The sequence below is a fragment of the Kushneria sp. Sum13 genome (assembly GCF_052692355.1).
Genome location: NZ_CP199847.1, coordinates 2,826,912 through 2,849,349 on the forward strand (window position 1 = coordinate 2,826,912; position 22,438 = coordinate 2,849,349).

The following is a 22,438-nucleotide window of genomic DNA, read 5'->3' on the forward strand; positions in this document are numbered from 1 at the left end:
GATGCTCAAGGAGTTGCCATGGCTGAGATTATCCCCTTCACCGGACACTACCGTCACGACCATCGTGAGCCGCATGGCTGCTTCGATGGGCACCTGCATATCATCGACCCTCGCTTTCCCCTGATCGATAACCAGGGATACCGACCTGCCCCCTTCACCGTCGAGAATTATCAAAAGGCCACCCGCGGGCTGGATATTCGCGGCGGCGCCATCGTCTCCGGCTCCTTTCAGGGCACGGATCAGAGCTATCTGCTGGCAGCCCTGGAAGCACTCGGGGGTGATTTTGTTGGCGTGACACAGCTGCCCGACGACATCAGCGATGCACGGCTGCTCGAACTCGACGAAGCCGGCGTGCGCGCGATTCGATTCAATCTCAGGCGGGGGGGCCGCCAGGATATCGGCGCCATGATCCGCCAGGCCAGACGCGTTTTCGACATGGTCGGCTGGCACTGCGAGATCTACGCCGATGCCCGGCATCTTGCGCCCCATTTGACCCTGCTGCGCGCATTGCCGGCGATGGTCATCGATCATCTGGGGCTGTCGCAGGAGGGCCTGCCAACCCTTCTGGCACTCGTTGAGGCAGGCGCACACGTCAAGGCCACAGGCTTTGGGCGTGTCTCACTGGATGTCCCGGCAACGCTTGCCGCCATTGCCGATATCAATCCGCATGCCCTGATCTTTGGCACCGACCTGCCGGGCACGCGCGCCCCACGCCCCTTCAGGGAGGGCGATATCGAGCTTTTGCACAACACGCTGGGCGATACCAACGCCATGCTGGCCCTGCATGACAACGCCGTGGCTCTTTACCGGCCGCGCGGCAGTGACAGCGTGGCCTGATACCGTATTATCCTTTCTCGCCTTTTGTCTGTTGCCGGAGCCTGACTACCTTGCTTGCCGATCGCCTGCCTGCCTCTTCCCCCTTTCGCTGGATGCTGCTGTTGAGTGCCTGTGCCCTGGCGAGCTTTTTGCTCCAGCGGGTGCACATGCCGGCCGGCGCGCTGATCGGCCCCATGGTGGTTTCCGTTGTTTTCGGGGTCATGATCGGCGGATTGAAACTGCCACGGGTACTGTTCAAGTCAGGCCAGGGCGTCATCGGACTGCTGATCGCCCAGGCCATGACGCTGACCGTGCTTTCCACCATCGCCGAGAGCTGGCCGGCCATGATGCTGGCCACCGCAGTGACGCTGGTGCTCAGCACCGTGGTCGGCATTTTGCTGGTGCGCTACGGCGGGCTGCCCGGCACCACGGCCGCCTGGGGCACCACGCCTGGGGCGGCAGCGGCGATGGTCGCCATGTCGGAGCAGGCCAACGCCGACCCACGCATTGTCGCCACCATGCAGTATGTGCGCGTGATCTGCGTGATCATGGCCGGCGCGCTGGTCAGCCATTTTCTGGGCGTCTCGGAAACCGACCACACCCCTTCTCATGGCATGACATGGGATCTTCATGGCCTGCTGGCGCTGTCGGTTTCAATGGCGCTGATTGCCGTGGGCATCCTCGTCTGTGACCGTCTGCTACCGGCCGGCGCCCTGCTGGGCCCGATGCTGCTGGGCACCGTGGTACAGGTCTCAGGAGTCATCGACATCCAGTTGCCGCTGCCGCTGCTGGAGGCTGCCTACGCCTGTATCGGCATCTATGTGGGTCTGCGCTTTGATCGCCAGACCATCCGCAACGTCATGCACGCCTTCAAGTGGATGCTGCTGGCATCGATCATGCTGATCGCCTTTTGTGCCCTTTCTGCGCTGATGCTGGTGCCCATGATGCACAGCGATTTTCTGACGCTGTATCTGGCCACCAGCCCCGGTGGACTGGACTCGATGACCATCATTGCACTCGACACCCACGCCGATGTGGCGATCGTGGCCGCCCTGCAGGCGCTGAGGCTGTTTACCGTGGTGCTCATCGGGCCGTCCATGGCGCGCTTTATTGCCCGCTTTGCCCGTGAACCCTCGGCACATCCACACTAGTCCATGATCAGCGCATCCGGGGCTGGTCCCGCTATCCATACAGAGCTATTCGGAGTCACCTGCGATGCCTACCCTTCACGTTATTGCCGGCTGCCTGCTCGATCAAAAGCAACGCCTGCTGGTCGTCAGAAAGCGCGGCACCCGACACTTCATGCTGCCCGGCGGCAAGCCCAAGCACGGCGAGACGCCTCTGATCACACTGGCCAGAGAGTGCCAGGAGGAGCTGGGCACCTCGATCGGAGAAGGTGAGCTGGCCATGCTGGGGCGCTTTCGCACCCGGGCCGCCAACGAGCCCGATACCCATGTCGATGCAGATGTCTTCATGATCGAAGAGATGGCCGGCACGCCTCAGGCCTGCGGCGAACTCGAGGAGATCTGCTGGATGGCCCTCGATGACGAGACGCGGCCGCTTGCGCCCCTGCTCATTGACGAGGTGCTGCCGGCACTGCGCCAACGGCTTGCCTGACATGACAGATAACGACACCTCTGGAATCACTGAGCGGCGCTCGCCAAGGCGCCATGTAGCCCTGGCCCTTCTCAGCGCCCGTGACGAGGTCCTGTTGGTACGTCACACGCCCGAGACACGCTATGGCCTGCCCATGGCCTGCGTTGGCCGGGACGCCGACGACAGCGCATTAACGAACGCCGTGACAGGGCTTCAGACGACGCTGTTTGCAGAGGACTCGCCGGTCGCGGACAGTGCCTGGCTGGGCCGCTTTGCCGCGCCTGACGACGAAGGCCGCCTCGATATGCTGGAAGTCTATGTGGCCCGCCTGGGTCAGGCCCGGCTGAAACGCGACACCAATCAGGTCATGGCCTGGGCACCGCTTTTGTCACCGCCCCCCGAGAACATGATCGACCCGGCCATCGAGCTGCAGGTCATGCCGGCGCTGGCGCTGCTGATCGAGTCTTGAGAAAACGCCTCACGCTGAGCCGCCACTGGTTGTGATTGGCATGCAGTGGTATAGCTGTCAGGTGACCCACCAACATCCAACAAGAGTGTCATGGCATGGACAAGATTGAGATGCACCACACCCTGATGGCCGCCCGGGCACGTCAGAAGATGAGCTGGGACGATCTGGGCGAAGCCGTGGGCCGGTCTCCGGTCTGGGTGGCGTCTGTCTGTTACGGCATGAACAGCGCCCCGCCCGACATCGCTCAAGGGATCGCCAGCGCCCTGGGGCTTGAAGATGATGCGCTTATCGAAGCACTGAAAGCCTATCCAACCAAGACCTGGGATGGCGCCATTCCACAGGACCCGCTGATCTATCGCCTTTACGAAGTGGTCGGCGTGTACGGACCGACGCTCAAGGATGTCATTCAGGAAAAATTTGGTGACGGCATCATGAGTGCCATCGACTTCTCGATGGATGTTGAACGCGAGGAAGATCCAAGGGGTGATCGGGTCAAAATCACCATGAATGGCAAGTTCCTGCCCTACAAGAGCTGGTAGCCGCTCGCTGATCCCAGCCGCGTCGGTGTTCCCGGCGCGGTCAGCGCCGGACAGATCAAGACGTATCGCCGTTTGGTGCCATCAGCCACTGCCTGAACAGGCCGGCCGCGCGAGTCATCTGCGACTGTCCGGGCGTTAACAGCGACAGTCGCCCGCGACTTTCAATATGGGTCTCAAGTGCCTCTACCAGAAGCCCCTGCTGCAGTTCGTGTTCAAAAAGACACGTCCAGCCCAGGGTGACGCCCTGACCGGCAAGCGTTGCATTCATCAAAAGCTGATAGCTGTTGGCAGACAGCGTCCGCGCTGGCGTGCGCCACTTCTCCCCCAGCGTTTCACACCAACACTGCCAGGTCAGCCAGTCATGATAGTGGTCCTCCACCACCATCAGCACATGACGCTCAAGCAACTCGATGACGCTTTCCGGTCTGCCTTCACGGGCCAGGTAGGTCGGTGAACACAGCACGGCGACCTGCTCCTGATCAAAGAGCGCCTCTGCTGTCATCCCCACCGGATCGACTTCCCCCTGCAGATGGTAATAAACCCCCAGGTCGCATTCGCCCGGCTCCAGTCGATTGGGGTCCTCGATGATGAGCATGCGAATGCTGATGTCCGGGTAGTGCGCCTGAAAGCCGCTCAGCTGGCGGGACAACCAGAAAGAAGCAATAGTGGGCGACGAGGCAATGGTCAGACTCTGCTCCGACGGACGACGACGGATTTCGGCACTGGCCTCGCCCAGCTCGCGCAGGGTGCGCTGAACAACCCGATAATAGCGCTCGCCGGTATCGGTCAGGGCCAGCCCGGTCAGCTGCCGCTCGAAAAGAGGCTGGCCCAGATCACTTTCCAGCCGCTGAATTTGCCGACTGACGGCGCTCTGGGTCAGGGCCAGCTCGTGGCTGGCCCGGGTAATGCTGGCAAGGCGCGCCGCCGTCTCGAAGGCGCGCAGACAGTTCAGAGGCGGCAACGCATGACGTGCAGACATGAAATAACGCTCGCGACACCGGGGATCGACCAGCATAGCATGCTTGTCTCGATGGGCAGGAAGCCCGGTCAGATCGCAGTTCGCGGCAGCGTATGCGACCAGTGGCGATCACTGACAACCTGCTCACCTTCACGCGCCACTTGCGAAGCACTCAGGTAGAAACTTTCTTCATCACAGCGAAGCTGATAACAGCTTTCCACTGTCACCGAGAACTGCCCCTCCCCCTCATCGCGATCGGCCTTGTAGGTCCACTGGATCTCGGCACGCGTTTTCGTGGCATCCGTGGGGTGGCTGGTATAGACCTCGCGCGCGCGCTGATCGACTCTCAACCCGTGATCGAGAAAACGCACGTCGCCCATGTCATCTTCCACGATCACGGTGACTTCGCCGCTGCCCACATCCTCGCTGATGGTACGTTTTGGCGCGCCGGGACGCAGCGTTTCCAGTCGACAGGGTGTTGCCGCCTCGGGCGGTTCGAACGGCATGTCGATATGGGCCGCTCTGGAAACCGGCAGTGTCAAATGCGGCGTACCGGCCAGCAGGGTCAGATCCGAGCGTCTTTTCGGTGACCACACCAGTGGAAAGCTGGCGCTTGAAAGCGCCACGCGCAAGCAATGCCCCGCGGGCAGGCGATAGCCGATCAGATCCATCGGCAGGCGAATCTGCAGGGGCGCCCCCGGCACGGGCGACTCGATCACGCCCGGATCGTCGCGCAGGGTGAGATTGAGCGTGCCATAGGTAATCAGCGCGCTTTCACCGTCGGGTGAGACGTCACAAAGGCGCACGTTGAGCTGGCCACAGTCGGTGTCACTGGTGATCACTACCTCAAGGGTCGGCTGGCCCAGCAGTTCGAGTCCCGCCGCCCATGGCTCGGAGTCAAAGGTCAGCGCCAGGCCGTCATCGCGGCGCTGGTCGGGCGGAAAATCAGCGCCATACCAGAGCCCGATGTACTCACCCTGCAGCGACCCGGCCGTCAGCGGCGAGGTGATCCGACGCGGCTCGCTCAACTCACCCTGAACCACCAGCCCATGATCGCCCAGCACCAGTGTGGTCGTCTCGACCTCATCATCGGGTGCCGGCCAGCCATGCGTGCGCACCCATTGTCCGGGGCGCTCGTCATACTTCGGCGCCGGCGGCAGGCCGTCCTGCAGATAAAAGGTGCATTCTGGCTCGGCCATGATGCCGGTGTCGATATCCTTCAACCAGTAGTCCCACCAGCGCAGCGCCTCCTGCAGAAAACCGATGGCCGGATCAGGAGTCGCAAAGTGGGGATACTTGTGAATCCAGGGGCCCACTAGTGCCTTTTTGGGGCAGGTGAGATGTTCCATCATGCGCGGGATCGAGTTCATGTAGGCATCGCCCCAGCCGCTGATGGCATAGACCGCAGCCTGGATGTCACCGTAGTTTTCACATATCGAGCCATGGCACCAGTAGTCATCACGGTGCTGGTGAGACAGCCAGGTTTCCGCCAGCAGCGGCATGTTCTCGAGCCGGTCAAGCCACATCTCTCGCCAGCGCTCGCCTACCAGCTGCGGATCCGGCACGGCGGAGGAAAAGCTCAGCATGGTGGCCGCCCAGCCGAGATTTTCCAGCAGCATGTTGCCGCCCTTGTAGTGGATATCATCGGCGTAGCGATCATCGGTGGAGCACAGCGTAATGATCGCCTTGAGCGGCTCCGGGCGCAGCGCGGCCAGCTGCAATCCGTTAAAGCCGCCCCAGGAGATACCCATCATGCCGAGCTTGCCGGTGCACCAGGGTTGCGCGGCGATCCAGTCGATCACCTCGAGGCCGTCGGCCTGCTCCTGCGGGGCATACTCATCCTGCATCAGCCCGTCGGATTCGCCGTTGCCGCGCATATCGACACGAACACAGGCATAGCCATGCCCGGCAAGATAGGGATGCGTCAGCTCGTCGCGCACCGCCGTGCCATCGCGTTTGCGATAGGGCAGGTACTCAAGAATCGCAGGCACCGGATGCTGCTCGGCGTCTTCCGGCAGCCAGATGCGCGCCGCCAGGCGCGTGCCCTCGGCAAGCGTGATCCAGGCGTTGTCGATTTCGCGTACGCGATGGGGAAAGTCATCCCTGATCTGCATTATTTCACTGCCCTGTCGGTCGTGGATGGCGGTTGGTCGGCAGGCCCGGTGGCCTCGCTGTCGGCGTTGAGGCCCTCCAAGAACTGATCGGCCACCCGCTCGAACAAGGGCGGCTCATTGAGTCGTGACGGGTCGCCAATCCAGCGCCAGATCGAGACGCTGGCCAGCAGAATCATCAGCATCGCCGGCAGACCGCCAAGGTTGGAGAGCATTTTCACGCCCTCGATGCCAACAAAGCTGGTCATGACCCAGGAGACCGTGCCGATGATCAACCCCCACACCACTTTCATGAGCAGCGAACTGCTCATATCCGAATCGGCGGTCAGCCCGCGGGTGCAAAGATTGCCGATGGCATCGGTATTGGAATCCGCCGCCGTGACATAGGAGATAAAGGCAATAAAGAGCAACAGCGGCACGGTAATGACGGCCAGTGGCAGATCGCCAAAGAAGCTGTAGAGCACCTGCTCGATACCGCTGTCGTTGAGCATGGCATAGAGCTTCGAATTGTCGGCCATGTCCAGATGCAGCGCGCTGGTCGAGAAGATAATGATCCAGACCATGGCACACAGCGCCGGCAGGATCAGATTGATATTGAGAAATTCGCGCACCGTGTAGCCGCGTGAAATACGCCCCAGAAACAGCGAGGTCACCGGCGCCCAGGCAAACCAGACCGCCCAGTAGAAGATGCTCCAGGACTGCGCCCAGCTGTCCTCGGCGGCCGTGCCGGTATACAGGCTTTTCGAGAAGAAATTGTCCAGATAGGTGCCGATCGACTCCACACCAAGCCCAAGCATGTAAAGCGTGGGGCCACAGACGAGGACGAAAACGCCTACCACCAGCATCAAAATGGCATTCAGTGATGAGAGTCTGGCAATACCACGTTGTAATCCGGTGGCGGCCGAGATCACGAAGGTAGTCACAATCAATGCCGTGACGATGCCCAGCTTCCAGGGGCTGGTCTCTCCACCAACATAGCCGTTAAGGCCACCGGTAATGGTCAGCGTTCCCGTGCCAAGTGATGACGCCATGCCGGCGACCAGTGCATAAAGTGCGACCGCATCAATCAGCCCACCCACGCGGCGCACGCGCCTGCGGCCAAAAAGGGGCTCGAAGAAGCTGGCGATCGAAAAGCGCTGGCGACGGTTATAAAACACCAGTGCAAAAATCAGGGCCGGCACGGCGTAGATGGCATACGGGGTAAACGTCCAGTGCAGGAACATGCTGGAGATGGCAAAGCGTGCCGCCTCGGGAGACTCAGGCGCGATGCCAAGCCCCGGGGCCGGACCGTGAAAGTGATACAGTGGCTCGGAGGTGGTCCAGAAGATAATGCCAACGGCCAGCGTGGTGCATAGCGTAATCGAAAACCAGCGCAGTTTTGACAGCAGCGGCGTTGCCTTGTCACCGCCAATGCGAATGCGCCCCAGCGGGGAAACATAAATGATGATGCCCAGCACCAGCAGATAGAAACTGCCCAGGCTGAAAAGCCAGGAAAAGTGACCCAGGACGAAACCGTTGAGCGCACCGGCAACGCTGACAAAGCCCTCCATATTTATAAAGCTTGTAATGACGGCGGCCAGCAATACCAGAAACACGGGCCAGAAGACCCATGGTCGAATGGAATGTGTCATCGCGTTTTACCCGTGATTTATCGTTATGTGCCCTGCCTGAATCGGGTATTCCGGGGATATTGCCGCGCCATCGCCGTGGCGATATGGCACCCATGTCACACCGGAATACCCGGTCTATCCAAAGGCCTTGAGGGTCAGCTTGCAATCGACAAATGGGCATAAGGGCATGATCTCAGGACATGGCAGGTCATTTTCAGACAGCAGCATTGACCCAAAAGGGCCCGAGGTGAGACACCTCGAGCCCTTCTTAAAAGAGACCGGCTTGAAAGAAATAACACAAAAAACCGCAGGTCAGACCAGGCGCAACACCAGCAGGCTGCCCCAGACCAGAAAGGCAAACAAAACACAGAGAAAGACAGCGGCCGACCCAAGATCCTTGGCCCGCCCGGAGAGTTCGTGATGCTCCACACCGATGCGATCCACCACGGTCTCCACGGCCGAATTGAGCAGCTCCACGGCCATCACCAGTACCGCACTGCCTATCAGTAAAAGCCATTCCAGCAGCGACTGCCCCAGCCAGAAGGTGGTCGGCAACAACAATACGGTCACGATCAACTCCTGACGAAAGGCCGCCTCGTTACACCAGGCTGCCGTCAGCCCTTTCCAGGAGTAGCGCGTGGAATGAAATAGCCGCTTGATACCGGTATGCGCGGGCTTCATGCAGAGGGTTCCTGTCCATGGATCACAGGCATTGCAGGCAACCTGCCATCTTTAAGGGGAAGAAAGCATCCTACCAAAGCAGTGCACCAGAGGGCCACGGCCAGTGCCGGTCCGATGGCCAGGCAAGACTGTCCAAAACCTGCCCAATGTTATGGCGCCCATACCTCGCGACCCACCAGGCTGTTGGCAGGCCCACCAAAGGAAGACGCGACCATGGTCGACAATCCATTGCATGACAGGCATCTGCCACTGACGTCCGTAAGCAGCGGCAAGGGACATGAAGTGCTGGCAGATGTGTACTGCTATCCGGTTCAGATCGTAAATGTGTATTTTGTGGCCGACCCCGCCCGGGACGACTGGGTACTTGTCGATGCCGGCATGCCCCGCTGTGAAGATGACATTATTCGTGCCGCCGCCGAACGCTTTGGCAAGAATGTGCCCCCGCGCGCCATCATTTTGACCCATGGCCACTTTGATCACGTGGGCGCCGTGGTGGAACTGGCAGAGCACTGGAACGTGCCTGTCTATGCACACCCACTCGAGCTGCCCTATCTCACCGGCCAGAAGCACTACGCCCCGCCCGACACCCACGCTGGTGGCGGGATCATTCCCTCACTGGCCGGCTTTTTCCCCCGCGAACCGATTGATCTGGGTGCGCGCATCCGGCCCCTGCCGGAAGATGGCAGCGTTCCCTGTCTTGCCGACTGGCGGTGGCTGCACACCCCGGGCCATACGCAGGGTCATATCTCGCTGTTTCGAGACAGCGACCGCGCCCTGCTGGCCGGCGATGCTTTCGTGACCGTCAGGCAGGAGTCGCTCTATCAGGTGTACACCCAGCACCGTGAGATCAGCGGGCCACCGCGCTATTTCACGCCGGACTGGGAGGCCGCATATCACTCGGTACAGATGCTGGCCGGGCTCATGCCAACCGTGGCCATGACCGGCCACGGCAGGGCCATGTCAGGAGAAGCATTACGGGATGGACTGCGCTGTCTGCTCAATAATTTCGAGGAAAGGGCCATGCCCGACCGATAGGTCAGTCGGGCACGGTGTCAATGATTGGCGATCATGACATCAATATCGCTGGCGACCGCTTCCAGCGTGGTCGTCCAGTTGATATAGGGCGTGGGGGCCCGACCATTGACCATGACCGTAAAGGCGCCCCATCGGCCGGACTGCGTCCGAAAATAGCCGGCCACTGCCCGCACCGGCACCGGCTCATTGAGGGTACCGGTCTTGATCATGACGCTTTGCTGAAAGCGCTCGCTGCCGCGGCGAATGAAGTTCATGGGGCCATTGACGGGAGTCTGCATGCCGGCAACAAACACCGGAAAAAGTGCCGGCTGATGGTACATGTGATCGAGCAGTGCCGTAACACCGCGAGCGCTGGTATGGCTTTCAGGCGTCAGGCCGCTGCCGGAGCGCAGGCTGACAGGACCGTGCCCGGGGATGTCACGGGCAAAGGCGTCCAGAGTAGTTGCAGCACTTTGCATACTGGGCGTGCCATTGACCAGATCCAGCGCCAGCGTATCGGCCATGAAGTTATTGGAGTAATTGAGCATGCGCAGCAGCTGCTCCTGTAGCGGCTTGCCCTCCACGGCAGACAGCACACGCGTATCACTGGAAGGTCGGCTGACCGTGGGCGAGAAGCCGCCAGTCACGGCGATGCCGGCCCCCTGCATGATCGACTCAAGCGTGGCCAGCGTCTGCTCGATCGGATCGGCGCTGGAGCGATAGACACTGGCAGGGTCACTGTCCATGCGAATCTGGCCGGAAATGACCAGCGTATCCTTGCCGCCGCTGGTCGTACGCTCGGCACTGATGCCGGTGTTGCCCTGTGACACGGTCGTGACGCGGTTGTCGACGCGCGTCAGCGGCGTTGCCCCTGCACAGCTGGTGACGCGTGCCGGCACGCCTTCGGCATCGCCTGGCATCACCCGCATGCACCAGGTGGCAAAATTCACCGCCGTGGAAGTGAGCTGAGCATCAAAGGCATGACGGGTCCGGGTGCGGGCATCGCACCGATCCGTGGTCACGCAGGTCACCGGCCCAAAGCGCCATTGACTGGCCAGTACTCGACCATCAATGCGATGGATGCCGCGGCTTGCCAGCCCCTGCACTAAAAGCCAGTAATCCTCGCTGGTCATGCCCGGGTCGCCGCCGCCATCGAGTATCAGATCGCCCTTGAGCACGCCATCGACAATGGCGCCGCTACTGCGAAGCTCGGTCGTGAAACGCTTTTGCGGCCCCCACTGCGTCAATGCTGCAGCGGCTGTATAGAGTTTGGAGACAGACGCCGGCGTCATCTGCTGATCGGGCGCAATGCTGCCCAGCGTTTCGCCGCTGTCCAGCAAACGGGCCTGAGCCCCCACCACAAACCCCTTCTCGGCCAGTGCCTGCGTGGCGGGAAAGCCATCGGCACGGGCTTCCATGGACAGCGCCTGGCCGGCCATCAGCATCATGGGGGCAAACAGCAAACAGGATAAAAGACGTAAGACAGCCGGGCGATGAACGCCTACGGCAGTAGACCTTGCAGGCATGAAAAATTCCCTGTTTCACGGGCATCTTGTTTAAGCCTCAGAGTAATGGGCATGCCTGTGCCGTGGCAACGTGCGCCGTCGCGATCCTGGACTTTTTTTAATGGCCTTACTCAGCGCTCATTTTGGAAAAGCACTGCAGCACGATCACACCGGCCACGATCAGGGAGATCCCCAGCATGGCCGGCGCATCGGGTCGCTCCCCAAAAACGACCATGGCCACAATCAGGGTCAATACCATGCCCAGCCCCGCCCAGATGGCATAGGCCACCCCGACCGGCATGCTCTTGAGCACCATCGACAGCAGATAAAACGCAAGCCCGTAGCCCACAACCGTGATCAGGCTGGGCCCGAGCCTGCTGAAGGTGTTGGACGCCTTGAGCGCGTTGGTGGCGATCACCTCGGCGAAGATGGCCAGAATCAGATAGAGGTAGGGTTGCCAGGGCACGGTGTCATCCTTTCATGTTGGATCGCGGCGAAGGTCAGGCGCCTTCGATATCGAGGTCTCCAGCGGACACTGGAGCTGCCACAGGGTATGCCCACTGTCGAAATACTTGTGCTCAAAGGCGCTGATAAAATCGCTGTCCGGCCCCAGGGGAAGCCGCTCGACCCGAGGCTTTTGACCGGTGACCTGGTGAACGGCGCAGGCAAACTCTTCGACATAGATCTGCCAGTTACTGCGTAGCTCAAGGACCCCGCCCAGCGCCAGCAGAACAGGAAACACCGGATGGGCATGCCAGCGTCTTTTAAGCTGTGATGCCTTGGGATAAGGGTTGGGATAAAAGATACAGTGCCGGACCGGCTGCCAGCCGGCCAGATGCGCCAGCCGCCAGAAATCGACCAGGTCAGCGCGCACCAGCAGGGCATTGTCGGGAAAGGCACCCAGTTCACGAGCGTAATCACGCGACAGTCGATCGGCGCTGCGATCAATGCCCAAAACGCAGGCGTTTGGATAATATCGAGCCAGCTGCCGGGTCGAGCGGCCCGTCCCACAGCCTGCATCCAGAATCAGCGGGCCACCGTGGGCCTGATAAAACCGTCGGGCATCTTCAAAGGCTGTCCGGGTATGCTCGGCAATGGGGCGCTGCCAGTCATTGTCGAGCGCACGCTGAACATGATGAGAGAGATCGGGATGCAGGTCTGCCTGCGTGGAGTATACCGGTGTGGAGTTGGCGAACATGGCAACGTTTAACAATACTGGTGGAACTTTATTGGCGCCACCTGGCGCCAACCCCTGATACAACGGATATGCAAATACATGCAGTCATGGCTTCAGCAGCTGCTGGACACGCACGGCTACACGGCCATTACGCTGCTGACAACGCTCATCAATGCGTTTCCGCCCCTGCCGGCCGAGTCAACCCTGCCCATGCTGGCGCACATCATGTCCTCGACCGATGTCACCCTGGTACCGGCCGTGGTAGCGGCCACCCTGGGGCTGGTACTGGGGACCCTGCCGCTTTATCTGCTGGGACGATGGATGGATGAGCGTCAATGCATGCGCTTTCTGGCCCGCCACGGATACTGGCTGGCCCTGACACCCGGCGATATCGAGCGCTCGGGCAGGCGATTCAGACGCCATGGCTACCTGGTCGTGCTGCTGGGGCGGCTGGTTCCTGGCATGCGATCGCTGGTGTCGATACCGGCAGGCTTTCATCGCATGCCCCTTATGCCCTACCTGCTCTACACCACCCTGGGGTCTGCCCTGTGGGCAGGCTGCCTGATAGGCGGCAGTCACTGGCTTTTACAGCATACGTCGCTGTCAGGCAGCCTGTGGGTTGTCATGATCGTGCTGCTGGCCGTTGTGCTGTTGTATGTGCTGCGTCTGTGGCGCCATCATCGCCACGCCGACGGATAACCACCGGCCATGCGCCGGGCGAGCCACTGTTTTCAGCCAGCACGCTCACTATCCTGCCAACCCGACATGACAGATCGTTGACCGGCCGACATGACGTCCTGCCCGGGGCGATGCTATCATGACTGCCCTGTTCCAGCGGACCCACCACGGCATGTGGTGCGGATATATCGCCATCCTTTCAGCGACATGGTCGCCATGGCTTTATCGCTTCCTTATAGGCATCAACACGAGGGTTTCGGCTTGTCACAGTTACCGGTGATCGTCGGCATGGGCGGTATCAATCCCGCTGGCAGAACGTCCGGTCATCAGTCCTTTTACCGGACCGTGATCGATGCGCTGCCGGAAAAGACCCGACAGCACACCCTCTCGGGGCTCGCCAGTCTGATGGGACAACACCTTTCGGACAAGGAAGGTGATCGCGACAATACCCTTGATGATGCTGCCGTGGCGGCACAACACGAAGCATATGTGCGTCGTCATACCCTGATTCGACGTATCGAGGATGACCGCTTTACGGGTACCGGCATTCCGGCCAACCGCCAGGCCAGTCTAACCCTCGATGCCCCTCTTACGGTCAGCCTCAGCCGCCGACAGCTGCCCGAGAATCCGCCTGCGCACTGGCAGATCGAGGCGATCGACGAGCGCCATGTCAGGGTTACCGTGCCTGCCGGCGAGCTTGAAGTTCTGTTACCGGAGCGCCGCGACGCGCTGGTCAAGAGCGCCGGTCAGCTACCGACGGGGTTTGATCCGGCCAGCTTTTATCGCAGCGTGCACCATCCGCGTGCGCTGGCGATGACCATCTTTGCAGCGTCTGACTGTCTGGGTCAGAGCGGCTTTGAGTGGGACAGCCTGCGGGACCTGCTCGACCCCGATCAGATGGCCGTCTATGCCGGCAATTCGATCGGCCAGCTTGATGCCCAGGGCTGGGGAGGTCTTCTCAACAGTTTCGTGACCGGCCAGCGTGCCACCTCCAAGCAGATGCCGCTGGGCTACGGGCAGATGCCGGCCGATTTCCTCAATGCCTACGTGCTCGGCAGCGTGGGCGCCACGGGTGCCATGCAGGGCGCCTGCGCTACCTTTTTGTACAACCTGCGTCTGGGTGTGGATGACATTCGCATGGGCAGACGCCGGCTGGTCATGGTCGGCACGGCGGATGCGCCCATTACGCCGGAAATCGTCGAAGGCTTTCGTGTCATGAGTGCGCTGGCCGATGATGCCAGCGTCAAGGCACTCGACGCGCTGGAGCTTCTGACCGATGAGGATTACCAGCGCGTGTGTCGTCCCTTCGCGCGCAACTGCGGCTTTACCATTGCCGAGTCCGCCCAGTTTGTCATGTTGATGGACGATAGTCTGGCACTCGAGCTGGGCGCCGATATTCTGGGCGCCGTGCCGGAAGTCTTTATCAATGCCGACGGCTACAAGCGCTCCATTTCGGCACCCGGCATCGGCAATTACATCACGCTGGGCAAGAGCGTGGCGCTGGCCAGCAGCATTTTGGGCGAGAAGGCCGTGCGTGAGCGCAGCTACGTGCACTCCCACGGCACCAGCACCCCGAAAAACCGTACCACCGAATCCCACGTACTCGATCGTGTGGCACATGCCAATGGCATCGACCACTGGCCGGTGGCCGCGATCAAGGCCTATCTGGGCCACTCCCAGGGCAGCGCCGCCGGTGATCAGCTGATGAGCGCCCTGGGCAGCTTCAGGACCGGTCTGCTGCCGGGCATTTTTACCCTGGATGCCGTGGCAGACGATGTTCATGCCGAACGTCTGGACATCTTCAAAGAGCATCGCGAGTTTCGCGCCGATGTCAGCTTCATCAACGCCAAGGGCTTTGGCGGCAACAACGCCACCGCCCCGCTGCTGTCCCCGGAAGTCACCGAACGACTGCTGACCCAGCGGCATGGCGAAGCGACCATGACCCAGTGGCGGCGGCGCCGTGAGCAGGTGCAGGCGCGTCAGGCACAATTCGAGGCGCAGTCGCACAAGGGTGAATTCTCACCGATCTATCGCTTCGGTGAAGGCGTTCTTGAAGGCCCCGAGCTCGAAGTCGGCGCCCGGGACATCTACATTCCCGGCTACCATAAGCCCGTGTCGCTTGAGGTCGACAACCCGTTCGGCACGCTGGACCACTGAGCCCGGCCGGACCGGCTCCTGTGCTGGTCCGGCAGGCGCAGTTGTCGGCCATGACGCTTTACAGTAGTCTCCCGCCCCCGGCAGGCAAGAGCGGCCAGACGAAACAAGAGCGCATCATCAAGGGATATCTCTGGCGTGACGTTGAAGGCAGGTCGAAGATGAATGGAGTCCGTACATGAACATTGTGGTGTACCCCGGGACCTTTGATCCGATCACCAACGGCCACACCGATTTGATCGAACGCGCGGCGTCAATGTTTGATCGGGTGATCGTGGCCGTCGCGCAAAGCCCGCGCAAGCAGCCGACCCTGTCACTCGATGAACGTGTGGCGCTTGGCAGAGAGATCCTGGGCCATCTTGGCAATGTTGAGGTCGTGGGGTTCAGCTGTCTTTTGACTCAGCTGGTAGACCGGGTCGGGGCACGCATCATCCTGCGCGGGCTGCGTGCCGTCTCCGATTTTGAGTACGAGCTGCAGCTGGCCAACATGAATCGGGCACTGGCACCCCATGTTGAAAGTCTTTTTTTGACGCCTGAAGTCGAGAATTCCTATATTTCATCCACCATCGTGCGTGAAATCGCCCGTCTTGGCGGCGACGTTTCATCGATGGTGCATCCCCGCATCGCCCAGGCGCTTGCAGAACACTTTCGCAGCGCCTGAACCGGCAAACGGCCCCGGGCCGGCGGATGACAGCCGCGCAGCGTCCACCAACGGCGTGCGCGAACCAGGAGGTTACCATGTCCCTGATGATCACCGATGAGTGCATCAACTGCGACGTTTGCGAGCCGGAATGCCCCAATAACGCCATTTCGCCCGGCGAAGAGATTTACGTGATCGACCCGGGACTGTGCACCGAGTGCGTCGGCCACTTTGATGAACCGCAATGTCAGCAGGTCTGTCCGGTCGACTGTATCCCGCTTGACCCCGAGCGCGAGGAGTCTCGCGAGCAGCTGATGGAGAAATACGAACGCATTACCGCCGTCGAAAGCTGATACTCAAGCCATCGACGGATTCAAGAAAAGGGCGGCCCGCAGGCCGCCCTTTTGCATGGCCAATCCCTAGAAGGTATAGGTGGCAAACAGCTCAAACAGCTGTGACGTATTATCGTTGCCGCCAAAGCGCGAGCGGGCACCCTCTTCGGGGAAGGCCACCGCATAGACGCCCGAGAGGGTCACCTGCTCACTGAGGTTCCAGTCCGCATAGAGATTGATCTCTTTGGCAAAGTCGGCGTCGCTGGCGCCCACGGATTGCGGATCATCCAGACGGAAGCGATAGCCGATGATGCCGGTTTCCAGATCATCACGCGGGGAAACCGACGCTCTCAGCATGTCGATTTTCATGTTGGTATTGAACAGCATGTATTCGCCGGTAATCTCCCCCATGAACCAGTTGCCCCATCCACCGGCAAACTCGTAAAACAGGGTGTCGTAGTTTTCGCTGAAGCGGGCGTGACGATAGGCAATTTCAGGCGTCCAGGGGGCGTCCTGGAAGGTATAAGTGGCCTGAACGTACCAGCCATCGTCATCGATATCGGCGTCCCGATTTTTCTGGCTGACATACTGCCCGCCCAGCGCAAGACCCGGGACCTCCGCCAGCGGCCGGCCCTTGAGACGCACGTTCCAGACATCCATGCCATCGCGTCCGGCAATATCGCTGTCGTAGGTACGAAGCCAGGCGCCACCGACCTTGGCGCGATCGGTAAAGGTGTATTCCGCGTTGATCCCGTTGGCTGAGGTTTCTTCATCGGGCCCGCCCTGAACGTACTGATCCTGCTCCAGGTGGAACAGGTCGCCGTGCCAGCCGTGGCTGTCGATCGAGGCGATGGCCGCATTCTTGAACCCCTGGCTCGGGCCATTCCAATAGCCGCCGTACTTGCCGGTATCGGTATAGCCATCTCCTACCAGGAAACCTTCGCCGAACATGAACTGCTGTCGACCAAACGAGAAGGTCAGAGCATCCTCCCCCAGCGAATCCTTCAGCAGCGACCCGCTTCGCCAGCCGATATAGGCCTGATCAAGACGCGTATGTTCAGGGTGGTCGGGCGTGGCCCCCGAGGCATCACCGTAGGCATTGCCACGCGTCATGCTGCCAACGCCCACCACACCGGCGAAGACCACACTTTGGCCGGTATCGATCTCGCCGCGCAGTGTTGGAGTGGCCGACAGTTCCCACCAGCTCGGATGCTTGCCGGTCGGCGTGGCCCCATCGATACCACTGGATGAGCCAAAGTTGAGGTTTCGGGTCGTGGCGCCGTAGCCGTAAAAGCTCAGCCCACCGCTGAGACGGATGCCGCGGTCGCGGTCGTTGAAAAGCTCATGTCTTGCCGTGGGCTGTTGAATGCCGGGATCAATATAATCCAGATCAGTAACCGCCTGCGCATGGGCATTGGCAGCCCCCATGACCGTACCCGCCAGCATCATGGCAAGCGTGGTCGCACCGCGGTAAGGCGATGTATATCGTCGAAAATTCATGACATTTCCCGAATATCGATCCCTGAATGGCTCGGCCGCAATGCTGCGCCGTCCTGCCGGTCGAGATTATTATGATGAAAGGCTCGCATATCCTTGCCCGGAAACATATACCCTTGCCGGACAGCCATGCCGTCAACGGGTTTTAAAACCCTGTTCTGAAACAGGGCTTACCTTAGGCAAATATCTCCATGCTTTAAAGGATAAGGGCCATTTTTCCCAGATTCTGCCGGCTTACTGACGCCACGACCGGCATGTGGCAAGCTCCACGGGCACAAACCAGCCGGTATCCTTATGTCTCTTTCGCCTTCCCCGGGCTTTTCACAGCGCCTGCACGACGTCTGGCGCCTTTCATGGCCCATTATCATCTCCAATGCCAGCGTACCGCTGCTGGGACTGGTGGATACGGCTGTGATTGGCCACCTCCCTCATGCACGTTATCTGGCTGCCGTCACGCTTGGCAGCACGCTGTTCAGCTTTTTGTTCTGGGGATTTGGTTTTCTGCGCATGGGCACTACCGGACTGACCTCTCAGGCGGTCGGGCGCGGAGAGGACCAGGTCGTTCGCAACCTGCTCGGCCAGTCACTGCTGATTGCCGTGGTCATCGGCGTGGCATTGATCGCCCTGTCGGCACCGCTGATCGACCTTGGCCTCTGGCTTTTACAGCCGGACAGCGACGCCACGGCACAGCTGTCTGCCGACTACGCGCATGTTCGTATTCTCTCGGCGCCCGCGGTACTGATGAACTACGCCATCATCGGCTGGTTTCTGGGACGTCAGAATGCCCGCGTGACCCTGCTGCTGATGCTGATCACCAACAGCGTCAACATTGTGCTCGATATCGTGCTGGTGGTCGGATTTGACATGAACGTCAAGGGCGTGGCCACCGCTTCGCTGATTGGGGATTACACTGCCCTGGTCTTCGGACTGTGGCTGGTCCGGCGCGCTCTGAAAACGCTGGGAGGACAGTTTGATGCCACGCCGCTCAAGCGCCTCAAGGCCTACGGCGAGCTCTTTCGCGTCAATCGCCATCTGTTTGTGCGCACGCTGTGCCTCTTGTTTGCCATGGCCTTTTTTACCTCACAGGGCGCACAGCTGGGCGATCAGACGTTGGCCGCCAATGCCATTTTGATGCAGCTGGTCATGATGATCTCCTACGGGCTGGACGGGTTTGCCAATGCCGCGGAAGCCCTGACCGGCAAGGCTGCCGGCAAGGGAAACTGGTACGAGTTTGGCCGCGCGGTACGCGCCTGCGCGGTGTTCTCACTGCTGACGGCAGCGCTGGCAGCGCTGGCCTTTGCGTTGTCCGGACCCTGGCTGGTTGCACGCCTGACCGACATTGAACCCATTCGGCAACTGGCCGGTGAGTATCTGCCATGGCTGGTGATCATGCCCGTGATGGCCGTGTGGAGCTATCTGCTGGATGGGGTCTTCATCGGCACGACGGACACCCGCGCCATGCGCGATACGATCATTGTGGCCCTGCTGATCTACCTGCCCGTCTGGTGGCTGACTCAGCCGCTGGGCAATCATGGGCTGTGGCTTTCCTTTACCACCTTCACGCTGGTGCGCTCGCTGGGACTGGGCATGGTCTATCTTTCAAGACGCAAGGGCCAATGGGCAGCTCAGGATCGTTTTAACGAATAGACCCCAGGAAAGTGCGATTCTCAAACGTTAACGTCCTGTGCCCATTGCCCTAATATGCAGGCCTGCGCATTTCAACGCCGGACGGTCGAATGGCAACGCTCAAGAAAGCCCTTAAACATCTGCTGGTTGGCCCGCTGGGCAGTCTCTTCTGGGCCCTGCTGGGGCTCATGGTGGTGCTTGCCGTGCTGCCGGGCCAGCAGGTTTTTGGGCTGATGCAGGGCTATCTGGGATTTCATTCCCTTGTTGAGCTGACCTGCGTGATCGTGGCTGTTCTGGCCGCGTTGGCCATTTTCAACAGCTATCGAACGCTGTCCTTTCAGTATTTGTGCGTGGGCAGCCTACTGGCGCTGTCGGCCGTGATGGACAGCCTCCATCTGCTTTCCATGCCCGGCATGCCGGATCTATTCTCGGCCAATACGCTGAACAAGGCGATCTACTTCTGGCTGATGGGACGTCTGAGCGCGATCAGCGCACTGCTGCTGCTGTCGCTTTCCCATCTATCGGATCAGCCTGCCCGATTTCCGCGTCTGACACTGACGCTGTTTCTTGCGACAAGTGCTCTAACCCTGGTGGTCATTTTCGGCTATCCGCAGCATTTACCGGTACTTTACACCCCACAACAGGGACTAACGCCGCTCAAGATTGTGCTCGAATGGGGACTGGCCGGCATGAGTGTGCTCGCCGGTATCATCCTGCTACGCTCCTCACGTCTGCGACAGCAGCATGATCGTGAGATGCTGACAGTAGCGGCCTGGACCACGGCGCTGGCCGAGATCTGCTTTACGCTCTACGGCTCGGCCAACGATGAATTCAACGTGCTGGGGCATATCTACAAGGCCCTATCTTACATCCTGATTTTTCGCGCGCTCTTTTTGAGTCACCTGCGCTACCCCTGGCAGGCTCTGAATGAGACCAGAACCCGTCTGGCCCATCAGGAGCAGCGCTGGAACCTGGCCCTGACCGGTTCCGATACGGGCGTTTGGGACATGAACCTCGTTACCGATGAGCTATTTGCTTCCCCCCAGTTTCATCAGATCCTGGGCTATCGCAATGGTGCGCTGCCGCGCGATGCCCAGGCCTGGCGCGAGCGCCTGTTTCACCCTGAAGACATTGGTCACGTGATGGCAAGCTTTGACGAGCACGTGGCCGGCCGCAGTGCCCACTGGCGCTGTGAATATCGCTTTCTGGATGCACATAATCGCTGGCGATGGCTGCTGGCCAACGGTCAGGTCATGGCCTTTGACGAGGACCAGCGCCCTACCCGAATCGTGGGAACGGTCATCGATATTCAGACACGCCGTGAGCAGGAGCAGCGCCTGGCGGAAACCCGCGAGCGCCTGCAGACCCTGTTTGATACTACCCCTACCGGCATGCTGGTGATCGATACCCAGGGCATGATCCATCAATATAACCCCATGCTGGAGCAGCTGCTGACGCCACACGAAATTGTCCTTGGTCAGGACAACATCTGGCAGTGGGTGAATGACGAGGAGCGCACGGACGCTCTTGAACACTGGCACGAATGGCAACAACAAGGCGCCGCGCAGCGCCGCGAGTCGACCTGGCATCGCGAGCTGAGGATGAGCCTTTTCAGTCATGACCGGACAGGGCAGCCGCTATGGACCGAGTGGGTCATCGCGCCGCTGCCCGAAGATAATCTTTATCTGCTGTTGATCGAGGACATCAGTGCCCGCAAGCAGGCCACCGAGCTTCTGGTCGAAAACGCGAGCCTTTATCGCAGCACCTTTGAAAGCGGCAACGCCATCAAGCTGCTGGTAGATCCTGAAAATGGTGCCATCGTCGATGCCAACATGGCCGCCAGCGACTATTACGGGCGCTCGCTGGAGATCCTCAAGACGATGCACATGGAGGATATTTCACTGACGCCTCTGGCGACCCGTCGACAGCGCGCCCGGCAGACGCTGACGCAACAGGAAGGGCATTTCGAGACCCGCCATCGCCTGGCCCATGGTGTCATACGCGATGTGGAAATGTTTGTGGCCTCGGTCGTGATCGGCGGCAGAACCCTGATCTATGGAATGGTGCATGACATCACGGCGCGCAAGGAGGCCGAACAGGGCATGGTGCAGCTCAACCAGCGCCTGTCCCGCGATGGCCTGTATCGCCAGTATCTCAATGAACTGAGCACGCGACTTTTCGAGCTCAACGACATTGCCGGCGTCATCCCGCTGCTGGAAGAGTGCCTGCCCCGGTGTTTCCCGGATACCCGCGGTGAACTGGCCCTTCGCATTGAAGAGCTGGATCAGGCGCACTGCCTTGTCTGGGGCGGCGCCCTTTGCGCGCAACCGACATTTGAATACCGTCAGCGCCTGACCACGTCGACCGGTGCGCTCGGCCGCATGACCCTGCAGGCCGAGCCGCTGGATGAAGAGGACCGCCACCGTCTCGAGCGCATGACCGATGAGACCGCCCGCATCCTGACGCTGACGCTGATCAATCTGCGTCTGCGCAATCAGCTGACCGACCACGCCTACCGTGATGCGCTGACCGGGCTTTACAACCGTCGCTACCTTAACGAGACGCTGCCCGGCCTGCTTGAAAGCGCCAGCGATGAGACTCCGGTGGCACTGGCACTGCTGGATCTGGATCACTTCAAGCGTCTCAATGACACCTGGGGGCACGATGCCGGTGATCAGGTACTGGTGGCGCTGGGGGAGATTCTGACCCAGCGGCTGCGCGCCACGGACATCTCCTGTCGCTACGGCGGCGAGGAGTTCATTGTGGTCCTGCCGGGGGCGTCTGCCAGTATCGCCATGATGCGCTTGAACGAAGTTCTCGAGCAGTTTGGTCAGTGGTCCATGCAGGTCGGTGATGATCGAATCAGTCACCTTACCTTCTCGGCAGGGCTGATCGATGCCCCGCGCCAGGGCCGTGACATGAGTACTCTGATCGAAATGGCCGACCAGGCACTGTACAGCGCCAAGCATGCCGGACGCGGGCGCGTGCATTCGCCTGTCCATGAGGCGTCGATATCGTAATGCTTACCGACTGCA

The 22,438-nt window shown here is 60.5% G+C and carries 20 protein-coding genes; 12 read left to right on the forward strand and 8 right to left on the reverse strand.

From position 1 onward, the window contains the following. Positions 1 to 18 precede the first annotated feature (18 nt). The 5 genes from ACUN8C_RS13135 (at position 19) to cynS (ending at position 3,420) form a co-directional block, all read left to right on the forward strand. Positions 19 to 837: an amidohydrolase family protein gene (locus ACUN8C_RS13135; RefSeq protein ID WP_445619611.1), complete on the forward strand. Its 819-nt coding sequence runs from the start codon at positions 19 to 21 to the stop codon at positions 835 to 837. Between the two features lie 50 nt (positions 838 to 887). Then, positions 888 to 1,967, forward strand: coding sequence for an AbrB family transcriptional regulator (locus ACUN8C_RS13140; RefSeq protein ID WP_445619612.1), 1,080 nt, complete (start codon positions 888 to 890; stop codon positions 1,965 to 1,967). A gap of 64 nt (positions 1,968 to 2,031) precedes the next feature. Then, positions 2,032 to 2,433 (forward strand): NUDIX hydrolase, encoded by a 402-nt coding sequence (locus ACUN8C_RS13145; protein ID WP_445619613.1) that lies wholly within the window; start codon positions 2,032 to 2,034, stop codon positions 2,431 to 2,433. Position 2,434: 1 nt separating this feature from the next. Beyond that, the gene (locus tag ACUN8C_RS13150; protein ID WP_445619614.1) at positions 2,435 to 2,881 is read left to right on the forward strand and encodes a hypothetical protein; all 447 of its coding nucleotides are present in this window, start codon (positions 2,435 to 2,437) and stop codon (positions 2,879 to 2,881) included. A gap of 95 nt (positions 2,882 to 2,976) precedes the next feature. Further along, on the forward strand, positions 2,977 to 3,420 hold the full coding sequence (cynS, locus tag ACUN8C_RS13155; protein ID WP_445619615.1) for a cyanase: 444 nt from the start codon (positions 2,977 to 2,979) through the stop codon (positions 3,418 to 3,420). A 55-nt stretch (positions 3,421 to 3,475) separates the two neighbouring features. Here cynS and ACUN8C_RS13160 read toward each other — a convergent pair whose 3' ends face one another. The 4 genes from ACUN8C_RS13160 to ACUN8C_RS13175 form a co-directional block, all read right to left on the reverse strand. Further along, on the reverse strand, positions 3,476 to 4,399 hold the full coding sequence (locus ACUN8C_RS13160) for a LysR substrate-binding domain-containing protein (protein ID WP_445619616.1): 924 nt from the start codon (positions 4,397 to 4,399) through the stop codon (positions 3,476 to 3,478). A gap of 68 nt (positions 4,400 to 4,467) precedes the next feature. Then, positions 4,468 to 6,492, reverse strand: coding sequence for a CocE/NonD family hydrolase (locus ACUN8C_RS13165; protein WP_445619617.1), 2,025 nt, complete (start codon positions 6,490 to 6,492; stop codon positions 4,468 to 4,470). Continuing rightward, positions 6,492 to 8,120 (reverse strand): BCCT family transporter, encoded by a 1,629-nt coding sequence (locus ACUN8C_RS13170; RefSeq protein WP_445619618.1) that lies wholly within the window; start codon positions 8,118 to 8,120, stop codon positions 6,492 to 6,494. The genes ACUN8C_RS13165 and ACUN8C_RS13170 overlap by 1 nt, the downstream gene beginning before the upstream one ends. A 291-nt stretch (positions 8,121 to 8,411) precedes the next feature. Continuing rightward, the gene (locus ACUN8C_RS13175; RefSeq protein ID WP_445619619.1) at positions 8,412 to 8,780 is read right to left on the reverse strand and encodes a diacylglycerol kinase; all 369 of its coding nucleotides are present in this window, start codon (positions 8,778 to 8,780) and stop codon (positions 8,412 to 8,414) included. 213 nt (positions 8,781 to 8,993) lie between these two features. On the opposite strand from ACUN8C_RS13175, the gene ACUN8C_RS13180 reads away from it, so the two are divergent. Continuing rightward, positions 8,994 to 9,815 (forward strand): MBL fold metallo-hydrolase, encoded by an 822-nt coding sequence (locus tag ACUN8C_RS13180; RefSeq protein ID WP_445619620.1) that lies wholly within the window; start codon positions 8,994 to 8,996, stop codon positions 9,813 to 9,815. Between the two features lie 17 nt (positions 9,816 to 9,832). Here the strand turns inward: ACUN8C_RS13180 and dacB are convergent, their stop codons facing one another. The 3 genes from dacB to trmB all read right to left on the reverse strand — a co-directional run bounded on the left by dacB (position 9,833) and on the right by trmB (position 12,497). After that, positions 9,833 to 11,320, reverse strand: a complete 1,488-nt coding sequence (dacB, locus tag ACUN8C_RS13185) for a D-alanyl-D-alanine carboxypeptidase/D-alanyl-D-alanine endopeptidase (protein WP_445619621.1) — start codon at positions 11,318 to 11,320, stop codon at positions 9,833 to 9,835. 106 nt (positions 11,321 to 11,426) lie between these two features. Then, on the reverse strand, positions 11,427 to 11,765 hold the full coding sequence (locus ACUN8C_RS13190; RefSeq protein ID WP_445619622.1) for a DMT family transporter: 339 nt from the start codon (positions 11,763 to 11,765) through the stop codon (positions 11,427 to 11,429). Positions 11,766 to 11,777: 12 nt separating this feature from the next. Further along, the gene (gene trmB / locus ACUN8C_RS13195) at positions 11,778 to 12,497 is read right to left on the reverse strand and encodes a tRNA (guanine(46)-N(7))-methyltransferase TrmB (protein WP_445619623.1); all 720 of its coding nucleotides are present in this window, start codon (positions 12,495 to 12,497) and stop codon (positions 11,778 to 11,780) included. Positions 12,498 to 12,575: 78 nt separating this feature from the next. Between trmB and ACUN8C_RS13200 the strand changes: the two genes are divergently transcribed. From ACUN8C_RS13200 to ACUN8C_RS13215, 4 genes are all read left to right on the forward strand, one after another. Next, positions 12,576 to 13,175 (forward strand): DedA family protein, encoded by a 600-nt coding sequence (locus tag ACUN8C_RS13200; protein WP_445619624.1) that lies wholly within the window; start codon positions 12,576 to 12,578, stop codon positions 13,173 to 13,175. Between the two features lie 267 nt (positions 13,176 to 13,442). Beyond that, positions 13,443 to 15,311, forward strand: coding sequence for a beta-ketoacyl synthase (locus ACUN8C_RS13205; RefSeq protein ID WP_445621869.1), 1,869 nt, complete (start codon positions 13,443 to 13,445; stop codon positions 15,309 to 15,311). Positions 15,312 to 15,486: 175 nt separating this feature from the next. Beyond that, positions 15,487 to 15,969 carry a pantetheine-phosphate adenylyltransferase gene (gene coaD, locus ACUN8C_RS13210; RefSeq protein ID WP_445619625.1) on the forward strand — a complete coding sequence of 161 codons (483 nt, stop codon included), beginning with the start codon at positions 15,487 to 15,489 and terminating at the stop codon, positions 15,967 to 15,969. Positions 15,970 to 16,046: 77 nt separating this feature from the next. Next, positions 16,047 to 16,301: a YfhL family 4Fe-4S dicluster ferredoxin gene (locus ACUN8C_RS13215; RefSeq protein WP_086621909.1), complete on the forward strand. Its 255-nt coding sequence runs from the start codon at positions 16,047 to 16,049 to the stop codon at positions 16,299 to 16,301. A gap of 66 nt (positions 16,302 to 16,367) precedes the next feature. Here ACUN8C_RS13215 and ACUN8C_RS13220 read toward each other — a convergent pair whose 3' ends face one another. After that, a complete protein-coding gene (locus tag ACUN8C_RS13220; protein WP_445619626.1) occupies positions 16,368 to 17,780 on the reverse strand; it encodes a hypothetical protein in 1,413 nt (470 codons plus the stop codon). 291 nt (positions 17,781 to 18,071) lie between these two features. On the opposite strand from ACUN8C_RS13220, the gene ACUN8C_RS13225 reads away from it, so the two are divergent. Beyond that, positions 18,072 to 19,424 (forward strand): MATE family efflux transporter, encoded by a 1,353-nt coding sequence (locus ACUN8C_RS13225; RefSeq protein ID WP_445619627.1) that lies wholly within the window; start codon positions 18,072 to 18,074, stop codon positions 19,422 to 19,424. A gap of 89 nt (positions 19,425 to 19,513) precedes the next feature. Further along, on the forward strand, positions 19,514 to 22,423 hold the full coding sequence (locus ACUN8C_RS13230) for an MASE3 domain-containing protein (protein ID WP_445619628.1): 2,910 nt from the start codon (positions 19,514 to 19,516) through the stop codon (positions 22,421 to 22,423). The last annotated feature ends 15 nt before the right edge of the window (positions 22,424 to 22,438 follow it).

Excerpts from the sequence above, each read along its gene's own strand:
- ACUN8C_RS13135 (WP_445619611.1), top strand. The coding sequence starts at position 19 with ATGGCTGAGATTATCCCCTTCACCGGACACTACCGTCACGACCATCGT.
- ACUN8C_RS13145 (WP_445619613.1), top strand. The coding sequence starts at position 2,032 with ATGCCTACCCTTCACGTTATTGCCGGCTGCCTGCTCGATCAAAAGCAA.
- ACUN8C_RS13150 (WP_445619614.1), top strand. The coding sequence starts at position 2,435 with ATGACAGATAACGACACCTCTGGAATCACTGAGCGGCGCTCGCCAAGG.
- cynS (WP_445619615.1), top strand. The coding sequence starts at position 2,977 with ATGGACAAGATTGAGATGCACCACACCCTGATGGCCGCCCGGGCACGT.
- ACUN8C_RS13160 (WP_445619616.1), bottom strand. The coding sequence starts at position 4,399 with ATGTCTGCACGTCATGCGTTGCCGCCTCTGAACTGTCTGCGCGCCTTC.
- ACUN8C_RS13165 (WP_445619617.1), bottom strand. The coding sequence starts at position 6,492 with ATGCAGATCAGGGATGACTTTCCCCATCGCGTACGCGAAATCGACAAC.
- ACUN8C_RS13170 (WP_445619618.1), bottom strand. The coding sequence starts at position 8,120 with ATGACACATTCCATTCGACCATGGGTCTTCTGGCCCGTGTTTCTGGTA.
- ACUN8C_RS13175 (WP_445619619.1), bottom strand. The coding sequence starts at position 8,780 with ATGAAGCCCGCGCATACCGGTATCAAGCGGCTATTTCATTCCACGCGC.
- ACUN8C_RS13180 (WP_445619620.1), top strand. The coding sequence starts at position 8,994 with ATGGTCGACAATCCATTGCATGACAGGCATCTGCCACTGACGTCCGTA.
- dacB (WP_445619621.1), bottom strand. The coding sequence starts at position 11,320 with ATGCCTGCAAGGTCTACTGCCGTAGGCGTTCATCGCCCGGCTGTCTTA.
- trmB (WP_445619623.1), bottom strand. The coding sequence starts at position 12,497 with ATGTTCGCCAACTCCACACCGGTATACTCCACGCAGGCAGACCTGCAT.
- ACUN8C_RS13200 (WP_445619624.1), top strand. The coding sequence starts at position 12,576 with ATGCAGTCATGGCTTCAGCAGCTGCTGGACACGCACGGCTACACGGCC.
- ACUN8C_RS13205 (WP_445621869.1), top strand. The coding sequence starts at position 13,443 with ATGGGCGGTATCAATCCCGCTGGCAGAACGTCCGGTCATCAGTCCTTT.
- coaD (WP_445619625.1), top strand. The coding sequence starts at position 15,487 with ATGAACATTGTGGTGTACCCCGGGACCTTTGATCCGATCACCAACGGC.
- ACUN8C_RS13215 (WP_086621909.1), top strand. The coding sequence starts at position 16,047 with ATGTCCCTGATGATCACCGATGAGTGCATCAACTGCGACGTTTGCGAG.
- ACUN8C_RS13220 (WP_445619626.1), bottom strand. The coding sequence starts at position 17,780 with ATGAATTTTCGACGATATACATCGCCTTACCGCGGTGCGACCACGCTT.
- ACUN8C_RS13225 (WP_445619627.1), top strand. The coding sequence starts at position 18,072 with ATGTCTCTTTCGCCTTCCCCGGGCTTTTCACAGCGCCTGCACGACGTC.
- ACUN8C_RS13230 (WP_445619628.1), top strand. The coding sequence starts at position 19,514 with ATGGCAACGCTCAAGAAAGCCCTTAAACATCTGCTGGTTGGCCCGCTG.